Source organism: Xanthomonas sp. NCPPB 3218 (assembly GCF_056725185.1).
In genome coordinates this window covers 1,552,644-1,576,977 of the sequence record NZ_CM161516.1, presented here as the reverse complement: position 1 = coordinate 1,576,977, position 24,334 = coordinate 1,552,644, and the positions used below count along the sequence as shown (strand labels likewise).

Below are 24,334 nucleotides of genomic sequence, written 5' to 3'. Positions count from 1 at the left end.
GCATGCGGCAGTTCGGCTGCTGCGACGTCCGAACGCAGCGCGACGGGCGTCGCCGGCAGCAGAAGTAGTAAAGTGCGCGGCCCGCTCACAGGCCCGCTTGCATGAAACTCGGCATCGACTTCGGTACCAGCAACTCCGCCGCTGCGGCGATCGTCGATGGCCAGGTGGTTCCGGTGCGCTTCGGCGAGGCCCTGCAGTTCCGCACCACGGTGTATTTCCCCGAGACCATGCGCGACCCGGACGATTTCAGCCTGACCCCGGCGCTGGAATACGAGGTCGAACGGCTGATCGACTCCGGCCGTCGCGACGCCGCCGCGGCCGGCCGCACGTCCAGCACCGACAGCCTGCGTCGTGATGCGATCCGCATCGTACGCCGCCAGTGGATGGAAGAGCAGGTGCGCGAACCGCGCAGTTCCGCCGCCCTGCTGCAGAACGCGGTCTACGGCGACGAAGCGCTGGATGCGTATTTCCTGGAAGGCGAAGGCAGCCTGGTGCAGAGCCCCAAATCGATGCTGGGCTACAACCTGCATCCGCGTGCACGCCAGACCATCACCGGCATTGCCACGCATGTGCTGGAACACATCCGGCTCACCGCATCGCGCCAGTTCGACATCAACATCCGCAGCGCCACGCTGGGCCGCCCAGTGCAGTTCCGCAGTTCCATCGGCGAGGCCGGCAACGCGCAGGCGCTGGACATTCTGCAGACCGCCGCCATCGCCGCCGGCTTCGACAGCGTGGATTTCCTCGAAGAACCCGCAGCGGCCGCGATGCATTACCACGTCAGCCATGACAGCCGTCACGACACCGTGGTGGTGGACATCGGCGGCGGCACCACCGACATCGCCCATGCCAGCGTCGGCGGCAGCGCCGCGCCGCAGGTGCACCGCGCCTGGGGCATCGCGCGCGGCGGTACCGATATCGATCTGGCGCTGAGTCTGGCCGCCTACATGCCGCTGTTCGGCCGCGGCATCACCCGCGTGCCCACCCACCATTACGTGGAAGCGGCGATGGTGCAGGACATGACCCGCCAGCGCGAATTCCGCCTGCACAAGTACCAGGACGTCCCCGCCCCGTTCGACAAGCGCCTGCAGGCGCTGCAGGACACCGGCAACACCGCGCGCCTGTACCGCGGCGTGGAAGCCTGCAAGATCGCGCTCAGCGAGCGCGACCGGCACCAGGCCGGGCTGGACTTCATCGAACGCGGGCTGGAAGTAGAGGTGCAGGCCAGCGCGCTGGTTGCGTCCGCTTCCAGCTACCTGGGCGAACTGGAAGGCCTGCTTGCACAGGCCCGTGCCGACCTGGACGCGCCGCCGGCCACGCTGTTCCTCACCGGCGGCATGTCGCGTGCCGGCTATATCCGCGACACGGTGGCTGCCGCGTTCCCGGAATCGCGCCTGGTGCAGGGCGATCCGTCCTTCGGCGTGGTGCAGGGCCTGGCCTGGGCGGCGGCCCGCCAGGCCCGTCCGTCGGACGGTTAAGGCAACGCGGGCGCCCATCCGTTACAATGCACGGTTGCTGCATACCGCTTAGCCGGCTTGTCAGCAAGGCACGCTTGCCGTGCCGCCGCGATTGCGCACCGAACGCGACCGCACCTCTCGACACCGCTTCCGCGCGCGCCACCCTAGCCGCACGCGGTGTCATCGCACTTCCCCGCTACAGGAGGCCACATGGCACGTCCCGCGACCAAGCAGAAATCCCAGCCCAGCATCGCTCGCAGCGAAGGCAAGTCGCAGCCGCTCAGTCGTGAGCGCATCGCTGCCGACATCGCCGCGTTCCGCAAGACCGGCGGCCGGATCGAAGTGCTCACCACCAACTTCGGCCCTGCGCGTAACGATGGCGACAAGATCGCCTAAGCGTCACCCCCCGCAAGCCGAAGCGTTGTACCGACGTGCCACCGCAAGGTGGCACGTTCGTTTCCGGCCACAGTTGGCGCAGCCGCTCAGTTGCCGTAATCGATGCGCACCGAGCCGGAATGCGACTCGAGTTTGATGTCGCCATTGCCGGCCCCCAGCCGGGTTCTCAGGCTCTTGCCCGGGCCGTACTCCGGCCGCTCCACCTGCCCGGCCACCGAACGGATGTCGCCGCTGAACACCTCCACCTGCAGCGCTGCCGACACGTTGCGCGGCACGCCCAGGCTGATGGTGCCACTGACGCTCTCTGCAGCGATGCTGCCGCCCGGCGCCAGACCGGCCACCGTCAGCGCCGTTGCGCCGGACACGCTCTCGGCGCGCAGCTGCGATACCTGCCCCGCGCCGACCCGGATCTGGCCGGAAACGGACTCGACCGACACTACGCCGCTGGCGCCGGCCGGCGCGTCGACCTGCCCGCTGACCGTGCCCAGGCTCAGCCTTGCGCTGGCCACCGTGCTGCGCAGCGCGCCGCTGACGGTTTCCAGTTGCGCTTCCCTGGCGCGTCCGGCTGCGACCACGTTGCCGCTGACCGACTTGAGCTGCAACCGCGCCAGATCGACCTGATCGACATCCACCGAGGCACTCACCGCCTCCACCTCCAGCAGCGCCGCGCGCGGAACCCGCAGCTCCAGTTGGGCCCCCCTGCTGTTGCGGTTGTTACGCGGGTAGATCACCTCGAACTGCAGCCGGTCCGGGCTTTCATCCACCTCCAGGCGCTGCCCTTCGCCCAGGGTGCCGGTCAGCGCCACGTCGTCGCGGTCCCAGCCGCGCACGCGGATCTGCCCGGCGATGTTGTCCAGCTCCACGCGCCCGCCGCGCGTCAGCGGATGGCTCTGCTTCACGGTGGTCTGCGCTGCCGCCGGCAGTGCGCAAAACGCAACCAGCAACAACACAGATAGATGGGCGTAACGCATGGGCATGCTCCTCAGCTTGGAAAGGACGTCTCGCCCTGCGAGGCGAGACGGGTCAGTTGCAGGCGCTTGGCATAGGTGCGTTGCAGCTGCGACAACAGGAATGCAGAGCGCGGACTCTGCGCGATGGCGTGGTGGATGGCCTGCGCACTCTGGTCCAGCTCGGCCAGCGCCGGGCGCAGATCGGCCGGCACCTGCTGCACCGGCACTGCATCGATGGCCTGCTGGTACTGCCCGGCCATTGCCTGTGCCTGCGCCACCAGGCCAGGGCGCGCCGACGCTGGCGCTGGCGCCTGGGTCGAGCGATCGAGCCCTGGCACGATCGCCACCACGGCCAGCGCAGCAGCAAGCGCCACACCGAACGCGGGCCAGGCCCAGGCACGCTGGCGGCGCGGCTGCAGCGCAACCACGTTGGTGTGCGGCGTCAGTGCGGGCGCGATGCGCTCCCAGAGCTGTGCCGGTGGCTGACGTTGCTGCGGCAACGCACGCAGACGCGCGGACAACGCGGCGTCATCGGTTGCGTGCGGATCAAGCGGATCGTGATTCATGCAATGTCTCCCAGCCGCACGCGCAGCAGGCCGCGCGCGCGATGCAGTTGCGCCTTGGAACTGCCGACCGCCATCTGCAGTTCGTCGGCAATTTCCTGATGTTTCCAGCCTTCGATGTCGTGCAACACCAGCACCGCGCGTGCGCGCGGGGGCAGCGTCTCCAGCGCGCGCTCCAGATCCATCTGGGTGGCCTGGCAGGTTGCGGCACCTGGAATGGCGGCGAGGATCTCGCCATCGGCATCGTCCACCATCTGATCGCCCGCAGCCGAACGCGCACGCAGCTCCATCAGGGCCGTATTGACGGCCAGCCGGTGCAGCCAGGTGCCCAGCGCGCTCTGGAAGCGGAATTGCGGCAAGGCCTTCCACGCGGCAATGAAGGTCTCCTGCAGCACATCGTCGGCACGTGCCGCATTGCCGCCGCACAGACGCCACACCACCGCATACAGACGCGGCGCATGACGGCGATAGATGGCCTCGTAGGCGGTGCGATCGCCGCCTGCAGCGGCACGCGCCAGCGCCGCATCGTCGCGTCCGGCCGGACCGTCACAAGCTGAGGCATCGATGGGCATGGAGGTGTCGAGCATATCCACTTCGATGCGCTGGGCAGCACAAAGGTTTAAACCGCGCCCAGGTTTTTTTTGAGCACGGTTCCAGTCGCGACCGACCAGCCTACTGCGCCGCCGCCCGGCGGGCGCGGCCGGTGGTCGGAATCGGCATGGCCCCGTCGTGCCACTTCGGTTCCGAGCGTGCGGTCCTTACCCACCTGACGACTGCTCGCTTCCTTTTTTGCCGTTCTAAACCCTTTCGCCGTTCGCCGCATCCAAGCCTGCGATGGCGCAATCCTGCGCCGCATCGTTTGCCGGGAGCATGGCCGTTGGCCGCTCCAGGCGCAGGCCCCCTGATCGGACGTTGCCATGCCACATGTTCTCGGAATACTGCTGAGCCTGTGCTCCACCCAGTGCCCGGCCCCGCTGCCGATGGATGCAGTGCAGCTCACGCTGACGCCTGCGCGCCTGCAGGCCTGCCTGCTGCACCTGCCGTCGACGCGGCTGTCATGCATCGAGCTGAGTTCACCGGCGCACTGGTTGCCGGTGCGCGGCGCCGAGCAGCTGTGGCGGCGCGTTGTCGCGTTGTCCGCGCATGGCGGCAGTTCAACGCGTTGACCGGTTGCAGCGTCATCGTGGCGTTCGGTCGCTGCTGCATCGCCGTGTTGGCCTCCATCGATGCGCATGGCAGCGAACGCCCCGGCCACGTACAGCTGAGATGCGGCACTCCATCGCAGCATCCTTGACTCAAGCTCGCTGCCGCCACCGCTGAGCGCGCGTTCACCCCGCGCACCGGCTGCGCAATGACGCCCCCGTTACAATGGGCGGTCTCTGTGAACCTGCACGATCCGATGTCCGCGTCCGACGCTTTGCCCACCATGATCCGTAGCCTGCTGCCGCACTGGAATCCGCAGTGGCTGACCGTGGCAGTGCTGACGGTTCAGATCGTGCTGATCCTCGCCGTTGCCGCGCTGGTTCGGTTGCTGCTGCGGCAAGTGCTGCGCCGCCTGTGTACGCGCTACAGCCTGCCGGCGGAAATGATGATCGGCATCCGTCGCGTGGGCAGCTTCGTCATCTCCGTCACCGCGGTGCTGACGGTACTGAACGTGCTGGGCGTCTCCAGCGGCACCTTGTGGACCGCGTTCACCGGATTCGCGGCGGTCGGTGCCGTGGCGTTCTTCGCGGCATGGAGCGTGCTGTCCAATATCTTCTGCACCTTCCTGATCATCACCACGCGCCCGTTCCGCCTGCACGACCACATCGAGCTGCTGGAAGGCGGCGACAAGCCCGGCCTGAAGGGCCGGGTGATCGACATCAACGTCATTTACACGACCCTGGAAGAAACCGGCGATCACGCCGGGAGCGTGCTGCAGGTTCCCAACAGTCTGTTCTTCCAGCGCACCACGCGCCGTTGGCGCGAGACCAGCCACTTCAACGCCAGCTGAGGGCGTCTGGCAGGACGTAGCGAGCCGTTATCGGGTGACTCGGTCGGCGCGTCGCAAGGACACGGAATACGAATGTCGCATGTAGGCCCAAGCGATGGCCGCGGCCGCCTGGCGGCAAGCGCAGTCGTTTGCCGGTTGGCCTGAAGCCGCGTGGCAATCAACGCAGCTGGCTGTCCTTGCTGCCCCGACGGTTGTAGCCCCCTTGCGCCGCCTGCTCCTGGTCATGCGCCTGCTGACAATTCACGCACAGGTGCACGCCCGGTACTGCCTTGCGGCGCGCCTCGGGGATGGGCGCATCGCACTCCTCGCAGTGAGTCAGGCTGGGGCCCTGATGCAGCTGGCTCCGCGCGCGCTTGATCGCATCCTCGACGGTCGCATCGATCTGGTCCTGCACCGCCCCATCACCTGCCCATCCGGTCGCCATGTTCGCCTCGGCTTGTCTGCTCAGAACTCAAATATGGGCATGCGCCCAGGCAAATCCAAGCCGGACGTGCACAGCGCGCTCAAATCAGGTGCTTTAGCATCCGCCCATTCGCACTCTTCGAGGAAGTCGCAATGGAACAACACGTCCACCCGTTCTCCGAATTATTCGCCCAGTTGGGCCTGCCGTCGGATGAGGTCAGCATCCGCAGCTTCATCGACGAACACTCTCCGCTGCCAGGCGACATGCGCCTGGAGGAAGCGCCCTTCTGGACACCGGCGCAGGCGCAGCTGCTGCGTGAAGAGCGCCTCGACGATGCCGACTGGATCGTGACCATCGATCAACTCAATATCGCCTTGCACACCACTGCCGAAGACACTGGCGTCTGATCCGCGCAAGAACGCAGCGAGTGTCCTGCGCTAGACCTCGCTCGCGGCCGGTTTGTCGTTTTGTTGATTGATTAGCTTGCAGGAATAAAAAAAGGAGCGGCCACTGGCCGCTCCTTTGCACTCCGGGCGATGTAGCCGGCATGCGAACCGCATACCGATGCACGCCTCGGGCGTCAGGTCACCTTTTTGGCGATCGTCATGCCAAGCACGAACAGCACGATGGCGATGATGATGCCGGCCCAGAACAGGAACTTGGCAATCCCCATTGCAGCGCCCGCCATGCCGCCAAACCCGAGCGCACCGGCAATCAGTCCGATGATGGCGAAAATAATGGCCCACTTGATCATGTTTGTTGTCTCCTCATCCGGCACGGTGCCGTGTTCAGTCGTGTGCTTGCGCGGTCGTGCCGCAAAACATGCGCTGCACGCTACGCATCCGGATGTGCCGCATTCGTGAATACGCCTGACACATGACGCCACATTCGCGGATGCAGATTCGCCAGCAGCGCCTGCATCGGCGATCATGCGCAGCTCGCAGCAATCGATTGGCATGGACACTCTTCGCTATCTCGCCGGCTACCCGCCCGCCGTCCTGGATCAGGTGCGCGAGCTGATCGCGCAGGACAAGCTCGCCCTGGTGCTGGCACGCCGCTACCCGGATCGCCACAGCATCCGCACCGACCGGCAGTTGTACGACTACGTCAAGGCCATGAAGGAGCGCTACATGCGCTCCTCGCCCACCCTGCACAAGGCGCTCTACGACAACCATCTGCAGGTGGTGAAGCACGCGCTTGGCACGCATACGGCGATCTCGCGCGTCCACGGCAGCCGGCTCAAGGCCAGCCGCGAGATCCGCATCGCCTCGATCTTTCGCGATGCGCCCGAACCGTTCCTGCAGATGATCGTCGCCCACGAGCTGGCGCATCTGAAGGAGGCCGATCACAACAAGGCCTTCTACCAGCTGTGCAACCACATGAGCCCGGACTACCACCAACTGGAGTTCGACCTGCGCCTGTATCTGACCCACCTGGCGCTGTCCACGGACGCCTGATCGCGCACCGGCTAGACGAGGCAGCCCATCGCTGCGACCACCGGTCCATGGCCACCGGTCGCCCGCCGGGGACGCACGACCTGCATTGATCTCGGCGAGACCGCCATCGACCTACGCGGGCCGCAGCGGCGCCCGCCTGGGATCAGGCACGACAGGGTTGCCGGCCTCTCCTAGAATGCCTCCATGCAGGCACCGTCCCTCCAGCAGCTCACCCAGGCCGCACAGACCGCCCAACCCGCGGCAATGACGGCGCTGGCACATGCATTGGTGCGTACCGGGCAGCCCGAGCAGGCGCTGGCGTGGTACACGCGTAGTGCGGCCGCAGGCGATGCCGGCGCGCAGATCGAAGCCGGCCGCATGCTGGCCTACGGTGTGGGTTGCGAGGTGGACCTGGCCCGTGCGCAGGAGCACTGGCAACACGCCGAGCGCCAGGATGTTGCGGCAGCGCGCTATCTGTTGGCGACCGTGGCCATCACCGACGCCCCGTTGATGCTCGACACACAGGCGCAATCCCGCTTGCATGCAGCGGCCGCAGCCAACTACCCGCCTGCGCTGCGCGCGCTGGCCATCCAGCACGGCCGGATCGATCACCCCGCGCAGCAACGCAGCTGCGTTGCCTTGCTGGAGCGCGCCGCCGCAGCCGGTGACGCACTGGCTGCCGCGCTACTGGCCGAGCGCCTGCTACGTGGCGAAGGCGTCCGGCCGCAACCCGACGCCGCGGCGCAGCTGCTGCGGCAATTGCAGCCGCTGGGTATCGCCGCGGCGCCTGCCGTGCAGATCACACCGCCAGATCCGCTCGTCGACGATCCGCGCATCCGTTTCGCTGCCCGACATGTCGCAACGCGCCGCCACGATGCGCCCATGATCGAAGAAGTCTGCGGCGTGCTGTCTGCCGACGAGTGCCGCCTGTTGATGTTGCTGGCGCGGCCGCATCTGCGCGCCTCCGAGGTGGTCGACCCCGACGATGCGCGCACGCGCCGCGCGCCGATCCGCACCAGCCGCGGCGCCACCCTGGACCCCATCCTCGAAGACTTTGCCGCGCGTGCGGCACAGGCGCGCGTGGCGGCCTGCGCGCAGCTGCCGCTGACCCATGCCGAAGCGCTGTCGGTGCTGTGCTACGCGCCGGGTGAGCAGTACCGCGCGCATCGCGACTACTTGCCGCCCGGCACGATCGCCGCCGACCGCCCCACTGCCGGCAATCGCCTGCGCACCGCCTGTGTCTACCTCAACAACGTCGAGGCGGGGGGCGATACCGACTTCCCGGTCGCGGGCGTACGCGTGCGCCCACGTGCCGGGTCGGTGGTGTGCTTCGACAATCTGCATGCCGATGGCCGCCCCGACCCCGACTCGCTGCACGCCGGCCTGCCGGTCAGCGCAGGGAGCAAATGGCTGGGAACGCTGTGGTTCCGGCAGCAGCGCTATCGGCATTGGTGAACAGATTCATACACTAGCCCCCGCCGACGTGGTTTAAAATGTTGCAGCGCGACGTGATCGGACAGGGTCTGCAGACGTCGCGTTTTTGTTTCCCATTGCACGGGTTCCGGCCCGGCCTCAGGGAAGGCACATCACGCAGCCCCGCGGAGCCTTCGATGCTTTTCGAAACCCTCGACACCACCGGCCACGAGCAGGTGATTTTCTGTCACAACCGCGACGCCGGCCTGAAAGCGATCATCGCGTTGCACAGCACCCGTCTCGGGCCCGCGCTGGGTGGCGTGCGCATGCGCCCCTACCCCAACAGCGAGGCGGCGCTGGACGATGCGCTGCGGCTCAGCCGCACCATGACCTACAAGAACGCGTTGGCGGGATTGAATGTCGGCGGCGGCAAAGCGGTGATCATCGGCGACCCAAAGAGTGACAAGAGCGAGGCGCTGTTCCGCGCATTCGGCCGTTTTGTCGACACCCTGGGCGGGCGCTACATCACCTCCGAAGATGTCGGCACCGACGTCAACGACATGGAACAGATCTACCTGGAGAGCGAGTACGTCACCGGCGTGCACCAGGTGCATCGCGGCTCCGGCGACCCGGCCCCGTTCACCGCCTACGGTGCGTTGCAGGCGTTGATGGCCTCGCTCAATCGCAGGCTCGGCCACGAGGAAGTCGGCAAGACCAGCATCGCGATCCAGGGCCTGGGCCACATCGGCATGGAGCTGGTGAAGCTGCTCAAGGAACGCGGCGCCAAACTCTATGTGGCCGATCTGAACCCGGCGCTGGTGGATCGCGCGGTGGCCGAATACGGTGCCGAAGCGGTCAGCATCGAGGAGATCTACCAGGTGCCGGCCGATGTATTCGCACCCTGCGCGCTGGAAGGGGCAATCAACGAAGACACGTTGCCGCGATTGAAGGCCAAGATCATCTGCGGCACTGCCAACAACCAGCTCGCCAGCGCCGCCATCGGCGAAGAGCTGCACAGGCGCGGCATCCTGTATGCGCCCGATTACGTGGTCAATGCCGGTGGCGTAATGAACGTGTCGCTGGAGATCGACGGCTACAACCGCGAACGTGCGATGCGCCTGATCCGCAGCATCTATCACAACCTGGAAAAGGTCTTCGACCTGTCTTCCCGCTTGGGCGTCGCGCCGCAGCAGGCGGCCGACCAGATTGCCGAGGCGCGTATCGAGGCGATCAGCAAACTCAAACTGCCGCTGGGCCGCACCGCACCGCGCTTCCTGCACAAGCTGCGCGGTGAGTGACCCACCTGTCCAGGCATCTTGCCTGGACAGATGAATCACCGATCAGGCGCGCCGATCAGAAATCGGCGCTGTAACGCAGGCTCAGCGCACGATCGTCCTCACGCTCGCCCACCCGCTGGTCGTAGCCGAAGCGCAACTGGCTCTGCGGCCCCAACGGCGCGGCCGCGGTGATGCCGAACAGACCACCCGAGCGCGCCGGCTGCATGCCGCGCAACGGCGCCCATGCGTTCACGCCGATGAAGCTGGCATCCAGCGTCAGGCCGTCGCTGCTCAACGCCTGCTGCCATTCGGCATAACCGCCGAGCTGCACGCCGCGCCAGCGATAGGACGAACGCACGCCGGCCAGCACCTGGGTGCGCGAGGAGGTGCTGGCATCGGCACGCAAGCCGAAGCCGTCGCCACCGCTTTCGCGGAATCCCTCGCTGCGCAGACGCACATAATCCAGCCCCATGTAGGGCGTCAGGCTGGCGCGCGCGCCACCCAGGCGATACCCGGTTTCCAGGTTGCCGCTGAGGTAACTGCCGCTGTAGTCGCTGAAGGCACTGCTGCGGTCTTCGCCCAACTGCAGGCTGCGCTCGATCTGCCGGTTGACGTTGCCGAAACCCAACTGACTCAGCGTGTACGCAGACCCCAGCGTGGTACCCCAGTACAACTGCCCCTGCACCTGCCGATCGCGCCCGCGTGCACCGTCCAGATCGCCCAGGCTGTTGGAGCGCGTTTCGCCGAAGGCAAAGCCAGTGACTGCGCCCGACGCCAGGCGCAGGTCGTTGCCCATCATCCAGCCGGAGGTGGCGAATCCCGCAGTGGTCACGCCACCCTCGCCCGGCCCACCGAGCGCACGTTGCCAGACGCCCAGCATGCGCGGCTGCTGCGACAAGCCGTCGAAATGCGAGGCCAACGCACGCCGCCCCAGATCGATGGTGTCGAAGGTCATCGCTGCCGACTCGGCATGCGCGCGGCCGGACAGACTGCGCAGCGAATCGGCGGCAGCCTTGGCATCCGGCGATTGCTGCAACGCCGCTGCGGCGCGGATGAACCCGCTGCTGATGCCGCCAGTGCCCTGCAGTTGCTGCGCATCCACTTGCTGGAACGCCTGCTCGACGCGGATTGCCGAATCCATCGCTGCCGTGCCGGTCATACCCAGCGTGGCGGCGACGGCGGTGACATTCAAGCTGCGCAAGGCAAGGTAAGCCGTATTGCTGTCGTACGTCAGCGAGGCATCCAGGAAGGTCACGGCCGCGCCGCGGCTGAGCGTGTCGAACGTGCCCTGCAATCCGCTGCTGGCCTGCAACAGCGTGTAGGTCGCGTTGTCGACCACGTAATCGCGGCGGCCGAGCACTTGCAGATCACCTGCAATCGTCGCGGTCCCGGTCACGTTCACCCGGTCGCCCACGTTCAAGGCAAGGCGACCGTTGCTGGCCTGCGTGTAGTTGCCCGCGATCGACAGCGTCGCACTGTTGACCTGCAGGGTGCCGGCGTTATCGACGCGTCCGCCGATCCTGCCCGCACCGATCAACGTCGCACCATTGGCGATGCCAACGCGCGCACTCTGCAGACTGGCCGTCTGCAAGGTGCCGCCCAGTACCTGGGTGTCGCCGTTGAACGTATTGGCGCCACTGCTCAACACCAGCGTACCGGTGCCGCGTTTGGTCAGGCCACCCGTGCCACTGATGTCGTTGGCCCAGGTGGAACGCAAGGTGTTGACGGTGACATCCACCGTGCCCCAATCAAAGCGCGCCGGCCCCAACACTGCCTTGCCGACATTGAGCAGGCCGTAGCCGAAGGTCGGGTCGATGCCGGCCGCACCCAGATCGGTGGCCGTTCCCAATAGCGTCTGCCGCACCAGATCGTTGCTGAAGTACGGAAACGCCTGCCACACCAGCGCAGCCGCACCGGAGACCAATGGCGCCGCAAACGAGGTGCCGCTGCCGTAGAAGTAGCGGATATTGCTGGCGGTCGCATCGGGGTCGAGGAACATCGAGGTGCCCGGCGCCACCAGGCAATAGCGCATCGCCACGCCACAGGCATTGGAGTACGAGGCCAGCTGCGTGGGATTGGCGGTATCCAGCGCAGCGACGACCAGCCAGCCGCGTTCCAGATCGGCGGCCGGCAGCGTGCCGTTCGGGCCCAGCTGGCTGGGCAGCGCGGCGGTATCGGAGGGTTGCGCTCGCGATTCGTTACCCGACGCGAACACCACCAACCCATCGTTGCCGATGACGAACGGCCGGTATTCCTGCGCAATCTGGTTGGTCACCGCCGGGTCGTTCCAATACAGCCCGCCCCAGGAATTGTTCATGATGCGCACGCCGGCGCTGATCAGATCGGCATGCACCGGACCCAGGCCAAGCGGGCCATCGACCTCGTTGCCCTGACCGCTGCCGTCATCGTCCGGCGCTTCGTCGCTGATAATGCGTGCCGACACCAGGCCGGCGCCGCTGGCGATGCCGCCCGGCCACTGGCCCACTGCGCGCCCGGCTGCCAGCTGCGCGACCACCGTGCCGTGGCCCACCACATCGCCCGCAGCGACATTGTTGGTACGCGGATCCACATAGATGAAGCTGTTGCTGACCCGCCCCTGCAAGGCCGGATGATTGGAATTGATGCCGGTATCGATCACGCCGATGCGATAGCCCGCACCGGTGAACCCCAACGCCTGCGCAGCGCGTGCGTTGGTCAGCGCCAGATGCGCGTCGAATGCGGGTTCCGGGGTCGTCGGCGGTGCCACCACCGGCGGCGGAGGTGGTGGCGGTGGCGGTGAAGTCGGCGGCGGTGGCGGCGGTGGCGACGTCGGTGGCGGTGCCGTCGGTGTACTCGGACGGATACCACCGCCCCCACCACCGCCCCCACACGCGGTCAACGCCACGGCCAACGCCGAGGCCAGGACAGTCCTGGCGACGTCTGTCTTGTTCATTTGATGCTCTCCCCGAACCCATTCCATGGATAGGGCCCAATCCCGGGCCCGAACGCCGTCTTTATACTGCATCCTCACACGGCTGTCGCAGCTGATTGCGTAGCGAATGTTGCAGCGCCGGGGGCGTGCTGGCGCGAACCGAGCATGAGGCAGATAATCGTTTCACTTTAAACGGTATCTCCTTTATGTCCGACATCGTCATCGTTGCTGCCAAACGCACTGCCATCGGCTCGTTCCTTGGTCAATTCAACGGTGTGCCGGCGCCGACGCTCGCCGCCACTGCGATCCGCGGCGCACTGGCGCAGTCCGGCGTCGCGCCGGCCGACATTTCAGAAGTCATCGTTGGCTGCGTCCTGCCGGCCAACCTGGGCCAGGCGCCCGCACGTCAGGCGGCGATTGCCGCAGGCATCCCCACCTCCACCGGCGCCACCACCATCAACAAGGTGTGCGGCTCGGGCATGAAGGCGATCATGTTCGGACACGATCTGATCAAGGCAGGCTCGGCCAGCATCGTGGTCGCCGGCGGCATGGAGTCGATGAGCAACGCGCCGCATCTGCTGCCCAATTCGCGCACCGGCAACCGCTACGGCAACTTCCAGGCGGTCGACCACATGGCCTGGGATGGGCTGACCAACCCTTACGACGGCCAGGCGATGGGCGTGTTCGGCGAGGCCACCGCCGAGAAGTTCGGTTTCAGCCGCGCCGATCAGGATGCGTTTGCGATCGCCTCGGTCGAACGCGCGCAGGCTGCCCAGCGCAGCGGCGCGTTCGCCGATGAAATCGTTCCGGTCACCGTGGCCACACGCAAGGGCGAGGTGGTCGTCGACAGCGACGAGCAGCCGGCCAAATCCGACATCGCCAAGATCCCGACCCTGAAGCCGGCCTTCAAGAAGGACGGCAGCGTCACCGCCGCCAGCTCGTCGAGTATCTCCGATGGCGCGGCGATCACCGTGCTGATGGGCGCAGACGAGGCGCAGCGGCGTGGCATCGCACCGTTGGCGCGCATCGTGGGGCATGTCACCCACTCGCAGGAACCTGAGTGGTTCACCACTGCGCCGGTCGCTGCCATCCAGAAGTTGATCGGCAAGATCGGCTGGCAACTGGATGAGGTGGATCTGTTCGAAATCAACGAAGCATTCGCCGTGGTGGCGATGACGCCGATCGCCGAGCTGGGCATTTCGCACGACAAGGTCAACGTCAACGGCGGTGCCTGCGCTTTGGGCCATCCGATCGGCGCATCCGGTGCCCGCCTGGTGGTGACATTGGTGAATGCGTTGCGCACGCGCGGTGGCAAGCGCGGAATCGCGACCCTGTGCATCGGTGGCGGCGAGGCGACTGCCATCGCTATCGAATTGATTTAATTGTTTTTAACGGCGATTTTGCAAAACTGAATGCGCGCACGCTTGACACTGGTCTTTGGACCGTCATCATGTCGGGGGCGCGCAATAGCGCGTTGCCTAATCTAACGACGAGGATTGAAACAATGACCATTAACAAGCTGCTGATCGCAATGGCTCTGGGCCTGGCCCTGACCGCTTGCTCGAAGCCGGAACAGGCTCAGGACGCTGCTGCTTCGGCTAACGAAGCTGCTGCCGACGCTCAGACCGCTGCTGACCAGGCTGCTGCCTCGGGCTCGCAGTCGGCTGACGCCGCTCAGGCTGCTGCCAACACCGCCGCTGCTTCGGCTGACACCGCTGCTGACGCTGCCCAGGCTGCTTCCGGCGCCGCCACCGACGCTGCTGCTGAGCAGGCTGCCGACGCTGCCAAGACGGCTGAAAACACCGCCGAAGCTGCTAAGGACACCGCCGAAGAAGCCAAGAAGTAATCACTTCTTAGCTTCAAGCGAGTTCGGAAAAAGCCGCTGGTTTCCAGCGGCTTTTTCTTTGCCCGCGATTTATAGGCGCCTGGCCAGCGTTGCCGTTCCTGCACCGGAGCGGCTCCCTGTCGCGACGTGCACGGTGCATGCCGCCCGTTGGCTGAATGGCCGGCCGCGCATTGACGCCGGCTGCATCGGCCCGTGCATAAGCTCGCTCTTCCAACACCGGAACAGGAACAGGACCACCCATGAAGACGATCCGCATGCTGTCGCTGAGCGCCATCGCCGCTCTCACCCTCGCCGCTTGCCAGGGCCCTGACGCCGAGCAGGCGCAACGCGATGCTGCCTCCGCTGCCAAGCACGCCGCAGCCGCGACCGAACAAGCTGCCGATCGCGCCGCCGTGCAGGCCAAGGCCGCCACCGCCGATGCACGCGTGGCTGCACGCGAACTGGCCGCCGATGCGAGCCGCGCAACTGCCAATGCCGCAGACGCCACTGCCGACAAGACCCGCGAGATGGCCAACAAGGCCGAGCAGAACGCCGACAAGCACGACGCCGAACATCCGCAGCATTGATTGACCGTGTGACCGTATCAGCAGTTTGCGAACGCGCCGGCCAAATTGGGCCGGCGCGCTTGTTTCCCGCCAACGGCGACCTCGTGTTGTCGAGGCTGGCAGGCTAGCATTCGTCCATGCCCTCCTCTTTTACTGCGCGCCGCCGCAACCAGCTGGCGCTGGCGTTCTCTGCCCTGATCTTCATCGCCATCGGTATCGGCATCTTTGTCGGTGCCCGTCGCTCGTTGGCCGATGCAGCACTCGTCTCGCATACGCATGAAGTGATCGGCCGGGTCGACGAGATCCAGGCGCGCGTGCTGGACGCCGAATCGGCGCAGCGCGGCTTTCTGCTCACCGGCAACGATGCCTATCTGCTCGACTATCAGACCAGCGTCGAGCGCCTGCCGATCCTGCTCGATAACCTGCGCCGCCTGATTGCCGACAATCCCGACCAGGTGCAGCACCTGGACACCTTGCAGCGACTGGTGGAAACGCGCCTGCAGCAGATCCAGCACGTGCTCGACGTGTACGCGCAGCAGGGCCTGGAGCCGGCCCGCGCGGGCATCCGGCAGACCGCCTTCCGCACCACCAGCGCGATCCGCGAGCAGGCGCTGACCATGGTGCAACGCGAGCAGGAGCTGCTGACCCAGCGCGCCGAAAGCAGCCGACAAAGTGCGGCCTTGCTGCTGGTGCTGGCACTGGCCGGCATCCCGTTCGGGCTGGCGGTGGTCGGTACCGTCTATGCCTTGCTGATGCGCGAACTGCGGCATCGCTCGCAGGCCGAGAAACTGGCAGCGCAGGCCAATCGCGAGTTGGGCGACAGCGTCGTTGCGCTGCAACGCAGTACCGCCGATCTCAATCTGCTCAGCCGCTATACCGGGCTGTTGCAAAGCTGCATCAGCGCAGAAGAGGCGCTGATGGTGAGCAGCCGCACCCTCGCCAGCCTGCTGCCGGGCGTTGCCGGAAGCGTGTATCTGCTGCGTGCCTCGCAGGATCGCGCCGAGGCGATCAGCCATTGGGGCGAGCCGCTGGTGCACAGCGCGCCACATCTACTGCCTGAAGAGTGCTGGGCGCTGCGCCGTGGACAACCGCACATCGTCGACGACCTGGGCCGGGATGCGCTGTGCGCGCATATCGGTACGCCCAAGCCCGGCAGCGCCGTCACCACCGCATGCCTGCCGATGTCCGCGCAAGGCACCCAGCTCGGCTTCCTGTTCCTGTCTTCGCCGGGTCCGGGGCCGATGCCCCGCCTGGAAATCGCCGAGGCGGCCGCCGAACAGCTGTCGCTGGCGTTGAGCAATCTGCGCCTGCGCGAATCGCTGCGCCGGCAGTCGATTCGCGACCCGCTGACCGGGCTGTACAACCGCCGCTATCTGGAAGAATCGCTCAGCCACGAACTGGCGCGCTGCGCACGCCGCGGCCTGCCGTTGTCGGTGCTGATGCTGGACGTGGACCACTTCAAGCAATTCAACGACAGCCAGGGCCACGCCGGCGGCGATCTGCTGCTGGCGGCGCTGGGCGAGTTGCTGCTGACCCGGCTGCGTGCCGAAGACGTCGCCTGCCGCTACGGCGGCGAAGAGTTCACGGTCATTCTTCCCGAGGCCGATGGCGTCGAGGCGCTGCGCGTGGCCGAGGACATTCGCGGCCACATCGCGGCCCTGGCAGTCAGCGACGGCCCACGCTCGTTGCCGCGGGTGACGGCCTCGATCGGTGTGGCCAGCTTCCCGGTCGATGGCGAACTGGGGGCCAGCCTGATCCAGAAGGCCGATGCGGCCCTGTATGTCGCCAAGCACGGCGGTCGTAACCGGGTCGAGCGGCATGGCGCCGCCACGCCCGCAGTGGACTGAGCACGCGCGCCATCGGTGCTGGTTTGCGTAACCCGTCACACAAAAGATCGGTCCGCGCGGCGATAGTCGGTTTTGACCCCCGAGCGAGACAGTCCGATGTCGATGTGGCGCGATCAAGGTCCCAACAAGAAAGACGGCGTTCCCGCAGCCCCTGAGGTCCCGGCTGCCGATGGACGGCTGTTCACTGCCGAGGCCAGCCCGGCACCCCCGGTGCCCGCCGCCGCGCCACCGAGCGCCGCACCCGCCGCGGCCACACCGCAGCGCCAGGGCGAGGCCAAGGAATCGCTGATCGCCGCCGACATCAGTATCGAAGGCAAGATCGAGGGCGCCGGTCACGTGCGTCTGGCCGGCCGCTTCAAGGGCGATGTCAACGTCAAAGGCGATCTCACCATCGAGCGCGGCGCCAAGCTCAACGGCGGCGTGCGCGCCAACAAGGTGATCATCGCCGGAGAGCTGGAGGGCAATATCGAATCGGCCTCGCAGGTGGAGCTGCAGACCTCCGGCGTGCTGGTCGGCGACGTCAAGGCCGGCAGCCTGACCGTGGCCTCGGGTGCGCGCATGCGCGGCCAGGCCGATTTCGGCTGGGGCGAGGACACTGGCAAACCGGTCGTTGCGGCCAAGCCGGTCGTCAGCGGAGATAGCGACGCCACATGAGTGCGCCCCGCCCGGGCACGCCCGGTGCCACGCGCAGCTGCCCGCATTGCAAGGCGACGATCCTGGAAAGCGCCAGCGTCTGCCCTGCGTGCAAGCACCACCTGCGCTTCGACTCGGCGGCGGCGCAGCACGCACAGCCGGCACCGATCGTACCGCTCAAGGTCGACGGCACCATTCGCCATCCCGCCGATGGCGACCCATGGGAATACACCGTGGTGGTGGTGGTGCGTAACGGCAAGGGCGAGGAGATTCGGCGCCAAGTCGTGGATGTCGGCGCAATGCAGGGCGGCGAGGAGCGCGGCTTCACGCTGGCGGTGGAGGCGACTGCGGTGCGTTCGCCTGGACGGCGGTCGCGGCATTAGCGGTTGGGGCGGGGAATCGGGAGTCGGGAATCGCGGCGGATGATGCGGGCCAGCGCCTGCGTGGGTGTTCGATTTCCGAGTCTTGACTGATTATTCCGATGCGCAATGGTGCGAGCTGGCGGCGGGCGTGCTGCATTGACGGACAGCTCATGCCACGCCAGGCGCTTGCTCGAGTCGATGGCCTTGCCTTGATCGCGCACTGGCTCGACTAGCGATTGCGATCTGCAAGCCTTGCCGCAGTGGTGCGTCGATGCGTGCCATTCCCATTCTCAGGATCTGCACACCGGCTTGGCCAGAGTTGCCGCATGCGCAACGGCAACGGACAACTTGGCGATCTGGTGGTGCTTGGCCCCGAAGGCCTGTATTGCCCGCAGGGCGACTTCCATATCGATCCCTGGCGGCCGGTGCCACGTGCGGTGATCACGCATGGGCATGGCGACCACGCACGCAGCGGCATGGGCGAATACCACTGCACGCACGAGAGCTTGCCGATCCTGCAGTGGCGCCTGGGCGAGCAGGTCTATCACACGCATGCCGACGGCGAAGCCTTCGAACTGGGACGCGCGCGGGTGTCGTTGCATCCGGCCGGGCATGTGCTCGGCTCGGCGCAGGTGCGCATCGAGGTGGATGGCGAAGTCTGGGTTGCATCGGGCGACTACAAGCGCCAGCACGATCCCACCTGCAAACCGTTCGAAGTGGTGCCGTGCGACACCTTCATCACCGAAGCGACCTTTGGGCTGCCAGTGTATCGCTGGCCGGATACCGCCGATGTCGCGGCCGATATCGTCGCCTGGCGCCACGAATGCGCCGAGCGCGGCGAGGCCGCCATTCTGTATTGCTATGCCTTGGGCAAGGCGCAACGCGTATTGGCGGAATTGCGCGCCTGGGATACGCAACCGGCCTTGCTGCATGGCGCGATCGCGGTGGGCGTGGAGGTGTATCGCCAGGCCGGCATCCCGATGCTAGACACTCAACCGGTCAGCGACCATGCGCGTGGCGCCGACTACGCCGGGCAACTGGTCCTGGCGCCGCCATCGGCGGCCGGCAGCGCCTGGATCCGTCGCTTCCGGCATGCGCAACAGGGTTTCGCATCGGGCTGGATGCGCATTCGCGGCAATCGCCGTCGGCGCAATTACGACCGCGGTTTTGTGGTGTCCGATCATGCCGACTGGCCGGACCTGCTGCGCACCATCGAAGACACCGGCGCACGGCGGGTGATCGCCACCCACGGCAACACCGATGCCCTGATTCAGCACCTGCTGGAACGCGGCGTGGCTGCCGAAGCCTTCCGTACCGATTTCGGAGCCGAGGAATGAACCCCCTGCCTGCACGTCGTTATGCGCGCGCGCGCCCACGGATCCGCTTGACCGGCGCACTCGCGTTCCGTCGCCACGCATTGGCATTTCGCGTGCACCGCGCATTGCCGGCGGCGGTGATCGGGCCGCCACGGCCTTACCGGCGCCCGCGCTGTCTGGGCGCATTCACGCGGCGCGCGCTGGAACTGCGTGCTGCCGACAACCGCACCAAGCTGCAGGGCCCGGCGTGAAGCGATTTGCCGCGTTGTACCGCACCCTGGATCGCAGCACCGGCACGCTCGACAAGCGTGCGGCCCTGGTCGCGTATTTCCGCAGTGCGCCGCCGTTCGATGCGGCGTGGGCGCTGTACCTGCTGGCCGGTGGCAAGGTAGCCAGCACGCGCATGCGCATCGCCAGCAGCGGCGAACTGCGCGAATGGATCACCGACACCGCCGGCATCGCCGACTGGCTGGTGGCCGACAGCTACGACCATGTCGGCGATCTGGCCGAAACCCTCGCCTTGTTGCTGGACGACCCGATCACCGAGGCGGCCGATCTGCCGCTGGCCGAGTGGATCGAACAGCGGTTGCTGCCGATCGCCAACCAGGACGTGGAAGTGCGCAAGGCCTGCATCGTGCAGGCGTGGCGCAGCCTGGCCTTCGACGAGCGCCTGGTGTTCAACAAACTGCTCACCGGCGCCCTGCGCGTGGGGGTGTCGCAGCGACTGGTGCAGCAGGCGCTGGCGGAGATGTCCGGGATAGAGATCGCGCGCATTGCACAGCGCATGCTCGGCAGCTGGCGGCCGCATCCGGGCTATCTGGCCACTCTGCTGACCGCCGAGGAACTGCCCGGCGATCGCCAGCAGCCCTACCCGTTCTTTCTCGCCTCGCCACTCGAAGCCGAGGTCGAAACGCTGGGCGCGGTCGATGACTGGTTGCTGGAATGGAAGTGGGACGGCATTCGCCTGCAGCTGATCCGGCGCGCTGGCGAAGCGGCGTTGTGGTCGCGTGGCGAGGAACGCCTGGATGGCCGTTTCCCGGAGATCGAACAGGCCGCGCTGCAGTTGCCCGACGGCACGGTCATCGATGGCGAGCTGCTGGCCTGGCAACCGGAGCAGCCCTTGCCGATGCCGTTCACCGCCTTGCAGACGCGCATCCAGCGGCTCAAGCCCGGGCCGAAGACATTGGCGGCGGCGCCGGCGCGCGTGGTCGCTTACGACTTGCTAGAACTCGATGGCGAGGATTTGCGCGAGCGCCCCTTGCAGGAGCGTCGCGCATTGCTGGAAGGCGTGCTGAGCACGCTCGCCGACCCGCGCATCGTCGCCTCGCCGCTGGTGCGGGTCGGTGACTGGCAGGCGGCCGCGCAGCTGCGACTGGATGCGCGCGAGCGCGGCGTGGAAGGGTTGATGCTCAAGCGCGCCAGCTCCAGCTACCAGTCCGGCCGCCGCCGCGGCGACTGGTGGAAGTGGAAGATCGACCCGCTCACCATCGATGCGGTGCTGCTGTACGCTCAGGCCGGCCATGGCCGCCGCAGCACGCTGTACACCGACTACACCTTCGGGCTGTGGCACGAGGGCCAGCTGGTGCCGATCGCAAAGGCCTACTCGGGGCTGGACGACAAGGAGATCCTGCAGCTGGATCGCTGGATCCGCGCCAATACCACCGAACGCTTCGGCCCGGTGCGTGCGGTCACCGCGCACCATGTCTTCGAACTGGGGTTCGAAGCGGTCAACCGCAGCGCGCGGCACAAGTCCGGCATTGCGGTGCGTTTCCCGCGCATCCTGCGCTGGCGACAGGACAAGCCGATGCGCGAGGCCGATCACCTAAGCAGCCTGCAGGCGCTGGCACGGTGAGTGCTGCGGCGCAGACGCGCGGCACGCCCTTGCAGCAATGGCGTGCCTGGTTCGCGCAGCGCGGTTGGGCGCCGTTGCCGTTTCAACGCGATGTGTGGAAGCGCTATCTCGCGGGCGAGTCCGGCTTGCTGCATACCCCCACCGGCAGCGGCAAGACACTGGCAGCCTTCGGCGGGCCGCTGCTGGAGGCCTTGTCCACGCGTGGACGCAAGCCGGCGAGCAAGCCCGCCACGGCCGCGCGACGCCAGCAGCAACGCACGCTGCAGGTGCTGTGGATCACGCCCCTGCGCGCACTCGCCGCCGATACCGCACGCGCGCTGCGCGAGCCGGTGGAGGCCCTGGGGCTGGATTGGCAGGTGGGCCTGCGTACCGGCGACGCCAGCGCGCGCGACAAGCGGCTGGCGCGCAGCGGCAAGCTCGATGTGCTGGTCACCACGCCCGAATCGCTGGCCTTGCTGTTGTCGTATCCCGACACCGCACCGCAGCTGTCGGCGCTGCGCTGCGTGATCGTCGACGAATGGCATGAGCTGCTCGGCAACAAGCGTGGCGTGCTGCTGCAACTGTGCCTGGCGCGGCTGCGCGGCTGGGCGCCGCAGCTGCGCATCTGGGGCCTGTCGGCAACGCTGGGCAACCTGACGCAGGCGCGCGACGTGCTGTTGCCACATCGCCCCGATGCCGCGCTGGTGTCGGGCGTCAAACCCCGCGCGATGACTCTGGAGACGCTGCTGCCCGACAGCGGCGAGCGCTTTCCGTGGGCCGGGCATCTGGGTCTGGCGCAGCTGGCGCGCGTATTGCAGAAGATCATGCAGCAGCGCACCAGCCTGGTGTTCACCAATACGCGCGCCCAGGCCGAGTTGTGGCATCAGGCCTTGAGTGCGGTGTGGCCGGATGATCTGGCCACGCTCGCGCTGCATCACGGCTCGCTGGACCCCTCCTTGCGCGCGGCGGCCGAACAAGGCCTGCGCGACGGCAGCCTGCGTTGCGTGGTTGCCACCTCCAGCCTGGATCTGGGCGTGGACTTCCCGGCCGTCGATCAGGTGCTGCAGGTCGGCAGTCCCAAGGGCATTGCACGCCTGCTGCAACGTGCCGGCCGCGCGCGCCACCGTCCGGGCGAATCCGGGCATGTGGTGTGCGTGCCCTCGCATGCGCTGGAACTGGTGGAATACGCCGCTGCGCGGCGCGCCATCGTGCATGGCCAGATCGAGGCGCGGCCGCCACCGCGCCTGTCGCTGGACGTGTTGGCGCAGCATTGCGTGACCCTGGCATTGGGCGGCGGTTTTCAGGCCGATGCCTTGTTTGAGCAGGTGCGCGGCACCGATGCGTTTGCGGCACTGGATCACGCCACCTGGCAGGCGGTGCTGGACTTCATCGTGCAGGGCGGCAGCGCGCTGGCGCATTACCCCGATTTCCACAAGGTCGTGCGCGACGAAGAAGGCGTGTACCGGGTCATCGACCGGCGCGTCGCGCTGCGGCACCGCCTGTCCATCGGCACGATCACCAGCGACGGCAGCGTGCGCGTGCAGTTCCTACGCGGCGGCCGCCTGGGCGCGGTGGAAGAGCAGTTCGTCGGCCGCCTGCGCCGTGGCGATCGTTTTCAGTTTGCCGGCCGTTTGCTGGAGCTGGTGCGGCTGGAAGACATGACCGCCTACGTGCGCGTGGCCAAGGGTGGCAGCGGCGTGGTGCCCAAATGGATGGGCGGGCGCATGCCGTTGTCGTCGGCCCTGGGGCGCGAGGTCGAAGCGGTGTTTGCCGATCCCAGCGACGCGCCGGAAATGCAGGCGCTGGCGCCGTTGCTGCGCCTGCAGGCCTCGCTGTCCTCGCTGCCCGGGCCGGACCATTTGGTGGTGGAAAGCATCAAGGCGCGCGATGGCCGGCACGTATTCGTGTATCCGTTCGCCGGCCGCCAGGTCAACGAAGGGCTGGCCGCGTTGCTGGCAGCGCGCTGGGGCAGGCGTCAGCGCAATACCTTCAGTTTTGCTGCCAACGATTACGGATTCGTGCTGTCACCGGCGCAGGATGTGGAACTCGATGCAAACGTCCTGCAGGCGCTGCTGTCGCCGGAGGGGCTGTTCGCCGATCTGCGCGACAGCCTCAACCTGGGCGAACTGGCACGCCGCCAGTTCCGCGAGATCGCGCGCGTGGCCGGCTTGCTGTCGCCATCGCTGCCCGGCCGTGCACCACGCAGCCTGCGGCAGCTGCAGGCCTCCAGCGGATTGCTGTACGACGTATTGCAACGTTTCGATCCCGATCACCTGCTGCTTGCCCAGGCCGAGCGCGAAGTGTTCGAAGGCCAGCTCGAACTGGCGCGGCTTGCGCATGCACTGGAAGATTGCGCGCGGCGCGAACTGCGCCTGTGCAAACCGCGCAGCCTCACCCCATTGTCGTTTCCGCTATGGGCCGAACGCGTGCGCGGCCAACTGAGTACCGAAGACTGGAAGGCCCGCGTGTTGCGCGCTGCCGAACAACTGGAGCGTAAACATGGGCGATAGCGTGCAGTTGCAGCTTGCTGGCGAAACAGTGGAACTGCTCGGCGAACGCGCGCTGTATCGACCGGCGCAACGCGCCTTGCTGATCGCCGACCTGCATCTGGGCAAGGCCGATGTGTTCCGTCGCGCCGGCATCGGAATGCCGGCCGGCGGCACCGCGCACGATCTGGAGCGGCTGGATGCGCTGCTGCAACAGCGCACGGTGGACGCGTTATGGATCCTCGGCGACCTGCTGCACGGCCCCGTACCGCGCGCGGCCTGGCATCGCCGCTGGAGCGCATGGCGCGAGCGCCATTGCGCGTTGCGCGTGATCGCCATCCGCGGCAATCACGACCGCGCATTGGCGGGCGCCGACCTGCATATCGAAGCGGCCGGCGAACAGGTCGAAGATGGTCCCTTCGTGCTGCGCCACGATCCGCTGCCGCATCCAACCGGGCATGTGCTGTGCGGGCACCTGCATCCGCTGGCCGCGCTGCCCGGCATGTCGCGCCGCTGGCCGGCGTTCTGGTTGCGCGAGCGCGTCACCATCCTGCCGGCGTTCTCGCATTTCACCGCGGGCATCGTGCCAACGCTGGTCGAAGGTGAGCGCCTGGTCGCCTGCGTGGAAGACGATGCGCTGGCATTGCCGGTGCGTTAGCGGGCGCAACA

25 protein-coding genes and 1 other RNA gene are annotated in these 24,334 nt (G+C 67.0%); 20 read left to right on the top strand and 6 right to left on the bottom strand.

Annotated elements, in window-relative coordinates; all coding sequences use genetic code 11:
- The first annotated feature begins 101 nt into the window (after positions 1 to 101).
- Together AC1PLS_RS06835 and AC1PLS_RS06830 are read left to right on the top strand one after the other, a co-directional pair.
- A complete protein-coding gene (locus AC1PLS_RS06835; RefSeq protein WP_481104297.1) occupies positions 102 to 1,478 on the top strand; it encodes an Hsp70 family protein in 1,377 nt (458 codons plus the stop codon).
- Positions 1,479 to 1,667: 189 nt separating this feature from the next.
- A complete protein-coding gene (locus AC1PLS_RS06830; RefSeq protein WP_010366034.1) occupies positions 1,668 to 1,853 on the top strand; it encodes a hypothetical protein in 186 nt (61 codons plus the stop codon).
- An 86-nt stretch (positions 1,854 to 1,939) separates the two neighbouring features.
- Here AC1PLS_RS06830 and AC1PLS_RS06825 read toward each other — a convergent pair whose 3' ends face one another.
- The 3 genes from AC1PLS_RS06825 to AC1PLS_RS06815 are packed head-to-tail and all read right to left on the bottom strand — an operon-like array spanning position 1,940 to position 3,953.
- A complete protein-coding gene (locus AC1PLS_RS06825; protein WP_184431760.1) occupies positions 1,940 to 2,824 on the bottom strand; it encodes a DUF4097 family beta strand repeat-containing protein in 885 nt (294 codons plus the stop codon).
- A gap of 11 nt (positions 2,825 to 2,835) precedes the next feature.
- On the bottom strand, positions 2,836 to 3,369 hold the full coding sequence (locus tag AC1PLS_RS06820) for a hypothetical protein (protein WP_102596388.1): 534 nt from the start codon (positions 3,367 to 3,369) through the stop codon (positions 2,836 to 2,838).
- Positions 3,366 to 3,953 (bottom strand): RNA polymerase sigma factor, encoded by a 588-nt coding sequence (locus tag AC1PLS_RS06815; protein WP_065032051.1) that lies wholly within the window; start codon positions 3,951 to 3,953, stop codon positions 3,366 to 3,368. The genes AC1PLS_RS06820 and AC1PLS_RS06815 overlap by 4 nt, the downstream gene beginning before the upstream one ends.
- A 131-nt stretch (positions 3,954 to 4,084) precedes the next feature.
- On the opposite strand from AC1PLS_RS06815, the gene AC1PLS_RS06810 reads away from it, so the two are divergent.
- The 3 genes from AC1PLS_RS06810 to AC1PLS_RS06800 all read left to right on the top strand — a co-directional run bounded on the left by AC1PLS_RS06810 (position 4,085) and on the right by AC1PLS_RS06800 (position 5,359).
- Positions 4,085 to 4,160, top strand: a non-coding RNA gene (locus AC1PLS_RS06810) — sX9 sRNA.
- Between the two features lie 123 nt (positions 4,161 to 4,283).
- Positions 4,284 to 4,532: a hypothetical protein gene (locus tag AC1PLS_RS06805; RefSeq protein WP_102581103.1), complete on the top strand. Its 249-nt coding sequence runs from the start codon at positions 4,284 to 4,286 to the stop codon at positions 4,530 to 4,532.
- Positions 4,533 to 4,765: 233 nt separating this feature from the next.
- The gene (locus AC1PLS_RS06800) at positions 4,766 to 5,359 is read left to right on the top strand and encodes a mechanosensitive ion channel family protein (protein ID WP_024938006.1); all 594 of its coding nucleotides are present in this window, start codon (positions 4,766 to 4,768) and stop codon (positions 5,357 to 5,359) included.
- Positions 5,360 to 5,516: 157 nt separating this feature from the next.
- On the opposite strand, the gene AC1PLS_RS06795 is transcribed toward AC1PLS_RS06800, so the two are convergent.
- A complete protein-coding gene (locus AC1PLS_RS06795; protein WP_024938007.1) occupies positions 5,517 to 5,783 on the bottom strand; it encodes a DksA/TraR family C4-type zinc finger protein in 267 nt (88 codons plus the stop codon).
- 131 nt (positions 5,784 to 5,914) lie between these two features.
- Between AC1PLS_RS06795 and AC1PLS_RS06790 the strand changes: the two genes are divergently transcribed.
- Positions 5,915 to 6,169 (top strand): DUF2789 domain-containing protein, encoded by a 255-nt coding sequence (locus tag AC1PLS_RS06790; RefSeq protein WP_024938008.1) that lies wholly within the window; start codon positions 5,915 to 5,917, stop codon positions 6,167 to 6,169.
- A 173-nt stretch (positions 6,170 to 6,342) separates the two neighbouring features.
- On the opposite strand, the gene AC1PLS_RS06785 is transcribed toward AC1PLS_RS06790, so the two are convergent.
- Positions 6,343 to 6,516: a DUF1328 domain-containing protein gene (locus AC1PLS_RS06785; RefSeq protein WP_003489471.1), complete on the bottom strand. Its 174-nt coding sequence runs from the start codon at positions 6,514 to 6,516 to the stop codon at positions 6,343 to 6,345.
- 175 nt (positions 6,517 to 6,691) lie between these two features.
- Here AC1PLS_RS06785 and AC1PLS_RS06780 point away from each other — a divergent pair, with 175 nt between their 5' ends.
- From AC1PLS_RS06780 to AC1PLS_RS06770, 3 genes are all read left to right on the top strand, one after another.
- Positions 6,692 to 7,219, top strand: coding sequence for a M48 family metallopeptidase (locus AC1PLS_RS06780; protein WP_039520180.1), 528 nt, complete (start codon positions 6,692 to 6,694; stop codon positions 7,217 to 7,219).
- A 183-nt stretch (positions 7,220 to 7,402) separates the two neighbouring features.
- Entirely contained in the window at positions 7,403 to 8,653 is a 1,251-nt protein-coding gene (locus AC1PLS_RS06775) for a 2OG-Fe(II) oxygenase (protein ID WP_184431762.1), read from the top strand.
- A gap of 155 nt (positions 8,654 to 8,808) precedes the next feature.
- Entirely contained in the window at positions 8,809 to 9,909 is a 1,101-nt protein-coding gene (locus AC1PLS_RS06770; protein ID WP_102581102.1) for a Glu/Leu/Phe/Val dehydrogenase dimerization domain-containing protein, read from the top strand.
- A gap of 55 nt (positions 9,910 to 9,964) precedes the next feature.
- On the opposite strand, the gene AC1PLS_RS06765 is transcribed toward AC1PLS_RS06770, so the two are convergent.
- The gene (locus AC1PLS_RS06765) at positions 9,965 to 12,820 is read right to left on the bottom strand and encodes a S8 family serine peptidase (RefSeq protein ID WP_481104296.1); all 2,856 of its coding nucleotides are present in this window, start codon (positions 12,818 to 12,820) and stop codon (positions 9,965 to 9,967) included.
- 185 nt (positions 12,821 to 13,005) lie between these two features.
- On the opposite strand from AC1PLS_RS06765, the gene AC1PLS_RS06760 reads away from it, so the two are divergent.
- The 11 genes from AC1PLS_RS06760 (at position 13,006) to pdeM (ending at position 24,323) form a co-directional block, all read left to right on the top strand.
- A complete protein-coding gene (locus AC1PLS_RS06760) occupies positions 13,006 to 14,181 on the top strand; it encodes a thiolase family protein (RefSeq protein ID WP_024938012.1) in 1,176 nt (391 codons plus the stop codon).
- Between the two features lie 122 nt (positions 14,182 to 14,303).
- Complete coding sequence (locus tag AC1PLS_RS06755; protein WP_016904096.1) at positions 14,304 to 14,645, top strand: hypothetical protein; 342 nt, start codon at positions 14,304 to 14,306, stop codon at positions 14,643 to 14,645.
- Between the two features lie 239 nt (positions 14,646 to 14,884).
- Positions 14,885 to 15,211: an XAC1346 family secretion chaperone gene (locus AC1PLS_RS06750; RefSeq protein WP_016904095.1), complete on the top strand. Its 327-nt coding sequence runs from the start codon at positions 14,885 to 14,887 to the stop codon at positions 15,209 to 15,211.
- A gap of 116 nt (positions 15,212 to 15,327) precedes the next feature.
- On the top strand, positions 15,328 to 17,037 hold the full coding sequence (locus AC1PLS_RS06745; protein WP_046342119.1) for a diguanylate cyclase: 1,710 nt from the start codon (positions 15,328 to 15,330) through the stop codon (positions 17,035 to 17,037).
- Between the two features lie 96 nt (positions 17,038 to 17,133).
- Positions 17,134 to 17,691 carry a bactofilin family protein gene (locus tag AC1PLS_RS06740; protein WP_481104295.1) on the top strand — a complete coding sequence of 186 codons (558 nt, stop codon included), beginning with the start codon at positions 17,134 to 17,136 and terminating at the stop codon, positions 17,689 to 17,691.
- A complete protein-coding gene (locus AC1PLS_RS06735; RefSeq protein ID WP_016903723.1) occupies positions 17,688 to 18,053 on the top strand; it encodes a hypothetical protein in 366 nt (121 codons plus the stop codon). The genes AC1PLS_RS06740 and AC1PLS_RS06735 overlap by 4 nt, the downstream gene beginning before the upstream one ends.
- A 305-nt stretch (positions 18,054 to 18,358) precedes the next feature.
- Positions 18,359 to 19,369: a ligase-associated DNA damage response exonuclease gene (locus AC1PLS_RS06730; RefSeq protein WP_046342116.1), complete on the top strand. Its 1,011-nt coding sequence runs from the start codon at positions 18,359 to 18,361 to the stop codon at positions 19,367 to 19,369.
- Positions 19,366 to 19,599 (top strand): hypothetical protein, encoded by a 234-nt coding sequence (locus AC1PLS_RS06725; RefSeq protein ID WP_039528398.1) that lies wholly within the window; start codon positions 19,366 to 19,368, stop codon positions 19,597 to 19,599. Before AC1PLS_RS06730 ends, AC1PLS_RS06725 begins: the two co-directional genes overlap by 4 nt.
- A complete protein-coding gene (locus AC1PLS_RS06720; RefSeq protein WP_481104294.1) occupies positions 19,596 to 21,200 on the top strand; it encodes an ATP-dependent DNA ligase in 1,605 nt (534 codons plus the stop codon). The genes AC1PLS_RS06725 and AC1PLS_RS06720 overlap by 4 nt, the downstream gene beginning before the upstream one ends.
- Positions 21,197 to 23,689: a ligase-associated DNA damage response DEXH box helicase gene (locus tag AC1PLS_RS06715; protein ID WP_481104293.1), complete on the top strand. Its 2,493-nt coding sequence runs from the start codon at positions 21,197 to 21,199 to the stop codon at positions 23,687 to 23,689. Before AC1PLS_RS06720 ends, AC1PLS_RS06715 begins: the two co-directional genes overlap by 4 nt.
- Positions 23,679 to 24,323, top strand: coding sequence for a ligase-associated DNA damage response endonuclease PdeM (gene pdeM / locus AC1PLS_RS06710; protein WP_039528406.1), 645 nt, complete (start codon positions 23,679 to 23,681; stop codon positions 24,321 to 24,323). The genes AC1PLS_RS06715 and pdeM overlap by 11 nt, the downstream gene beginning before the upstream one ends.
- Positions 24,324 to 24,334: the final 11 nt, after the last annotated feature.

Excerpts from the sequence above, each read along its gene's own strand:
- AC1PLS_RS06770 (WP_102581102.1), top strand. The coding sequence starts at position 8,809 with ATGCTTTTCGAAACCCTCGACACCACCGGCCACGAGCAGGTGATTTTC.
- pdeM (WP_039528406.1), top strand. The coding sequence starts at position 23,679 with ATGGGCGATAGCGTGCAGTTGCAGCTTGCTGGCGAAACAGTGGAACTG.
- AC1PLS_RS06775 (WP_184431762.1), top strand. The coding sequence starts at position 7,403 with ATGCAGGCACCGTCCCTCCAGCAGCTCACCCAGGCCGCACAGACCGCC.
- AC1PLS_RS06730 (WP_046342116.1), top strand. The coding sequence starts at position 18,359 with ATGCGCAACGGCAACGGACAACTTGGCGATCTGGTGGTGCTTGGCCCC.
- AC1PLS_RS06780 (WP_039520180.1), top strand. The coding sequence starts at position 6,692 with ATGCGCAGCTCGCAGCAATCGATTGGCATGGACACTCTTCGCTATCTC.
- AC1PLS_RS06795 (WP_024938007.1), bottom strand. The coding sequence starts at position 5,783 with ATGGCGACCGGATGGGCAGGTGATGGGGCGGTGCAGGACCAGATCGAT.
- AC1PLS_RS06805 (WP_102581103.1), top strand. The coding sequence starts at position 4,284 with ATGCCACATGTTCTCGGAATACTGCTGAGCCTGTGCTCCACCCAGTGC.
- AC1PLS_RS06725 (WP_039528398.1), top strand. The coding sequence starts at position 19,366 with ATGAACCCCCTGCCTGCACGTCGTTATGCGCGCGCGCGCCCACGGATC.
- AC1PLS_RS06755 (WP_016904096.1), top strand. The coding sequence starts at position 14,304 with ATGACCATTAACAAGCTGCTGATCGCAATGGCTCTGGGCCTGGCCCTG.
- AC1PLS_RS06785 (WP_003489471.1), bottom strand. The coding sequence starts at position 6,516 with ATGATCAAGTGGGCCATTATTTTCGCCATCATCGGACTGATTGCCGGT.
- AC1PLS_RS06735 (WP_016903723.1), top strand. The coding sequence starts at position 17,688 with ATGAGTGCGCCCCGCCCGGGCACGCCCGGTGCCACGCGCAGCTGCCCG.
- AC1PLS_RS06800 (WP_024938006.1), top strand. The coding sequence starts at position 4,766 with ATGTCCGCGTCCGACGCTTTGCCCACCATGATCCGTAGCCTGCTGCCG.
- AC1PLS_RS06750 (WP_016904095.1), top strand. The coding sequence starts at position 14,885 with ATGAAGACGATCCGCATGCTGTCGCTGAGCGCCATCGCCGCTCTCACC.
- AC1PLS_RS06830 (WP_010366034.1), top strand. The coding sequence starts at position 1,668 with ATGGCACGTCCCGCGACCAAGCAGAAATCCCAGCCCAGCATCGCTCGC.
- AC1PLS_RS06765 (WP_481104296.1), bottom strand. The coding sequence starts at position 12,820 with ATGAACAAGACAGACGTCGCCAGGACTGTCCTGGCCTCGGCGTTGGCC.
- AC1PLS_RS06740 (WP_481104295.1), top strand. The coding sequence starts at position 17,134 with ATGTCGATGTGGCGCGATCAAGGTCCCAACAAGAAAGACGGCGTTCCC.
- AC1PLS_RS06820 (WP_102596388.1), bottom strand. The coding sequence starts at position 3,369 with ATGAATCACGATCCGCTTGATCCGCACGCAACCGATGACGCCGCGTTG.
- AC1PLS_RS06825 (WP_184431760.1), bottom strand. The coding sequence starts at position 2,824 with ATGCGTTACGCCCATCTATCTGTGTTGTTGCTGGTTGCGTTTTGCGCA.
- AC1PLS_RS06790 (WP_024938008.1), top strand. The coding sequence starts at position 5,915 with ATGGAACAACACGTCCACCCGTTCTCCGAATTATTCGCCCAGTTGGGC.
- AC1PLS_RS06745 (WP_046342119.1), top strand. The coding sequence starts at position 15,328 with ATGCCCTCCTCTTTTACTGCGCGCCGCCGCAACCAGCTGGCGCTGGCG.
- AC1PLS_RS06815 (WP_065032051.1), bottom strand. The coding sequence starts at position 3,953 with ATGCTCGACACCTCCATGCCCATCGATGCCTCAGCTTGTGACGGTCCG.
- AC1PLS_RS06760 (WP_024938012.1), top strand. The coding sequence starts at position 13,006 with ATGTCCGACATCGTCATCGTTGCTGCCAAACGCACTGCCATCGGCTCG.
- AC1PLS_RS06835 (WP_481104297.1), top strand. The coding sequence starts at position 102 with ATGAAACTCGGCATCGACTTCGGTACCAGCAACTCCGCCGCTGCGGCG.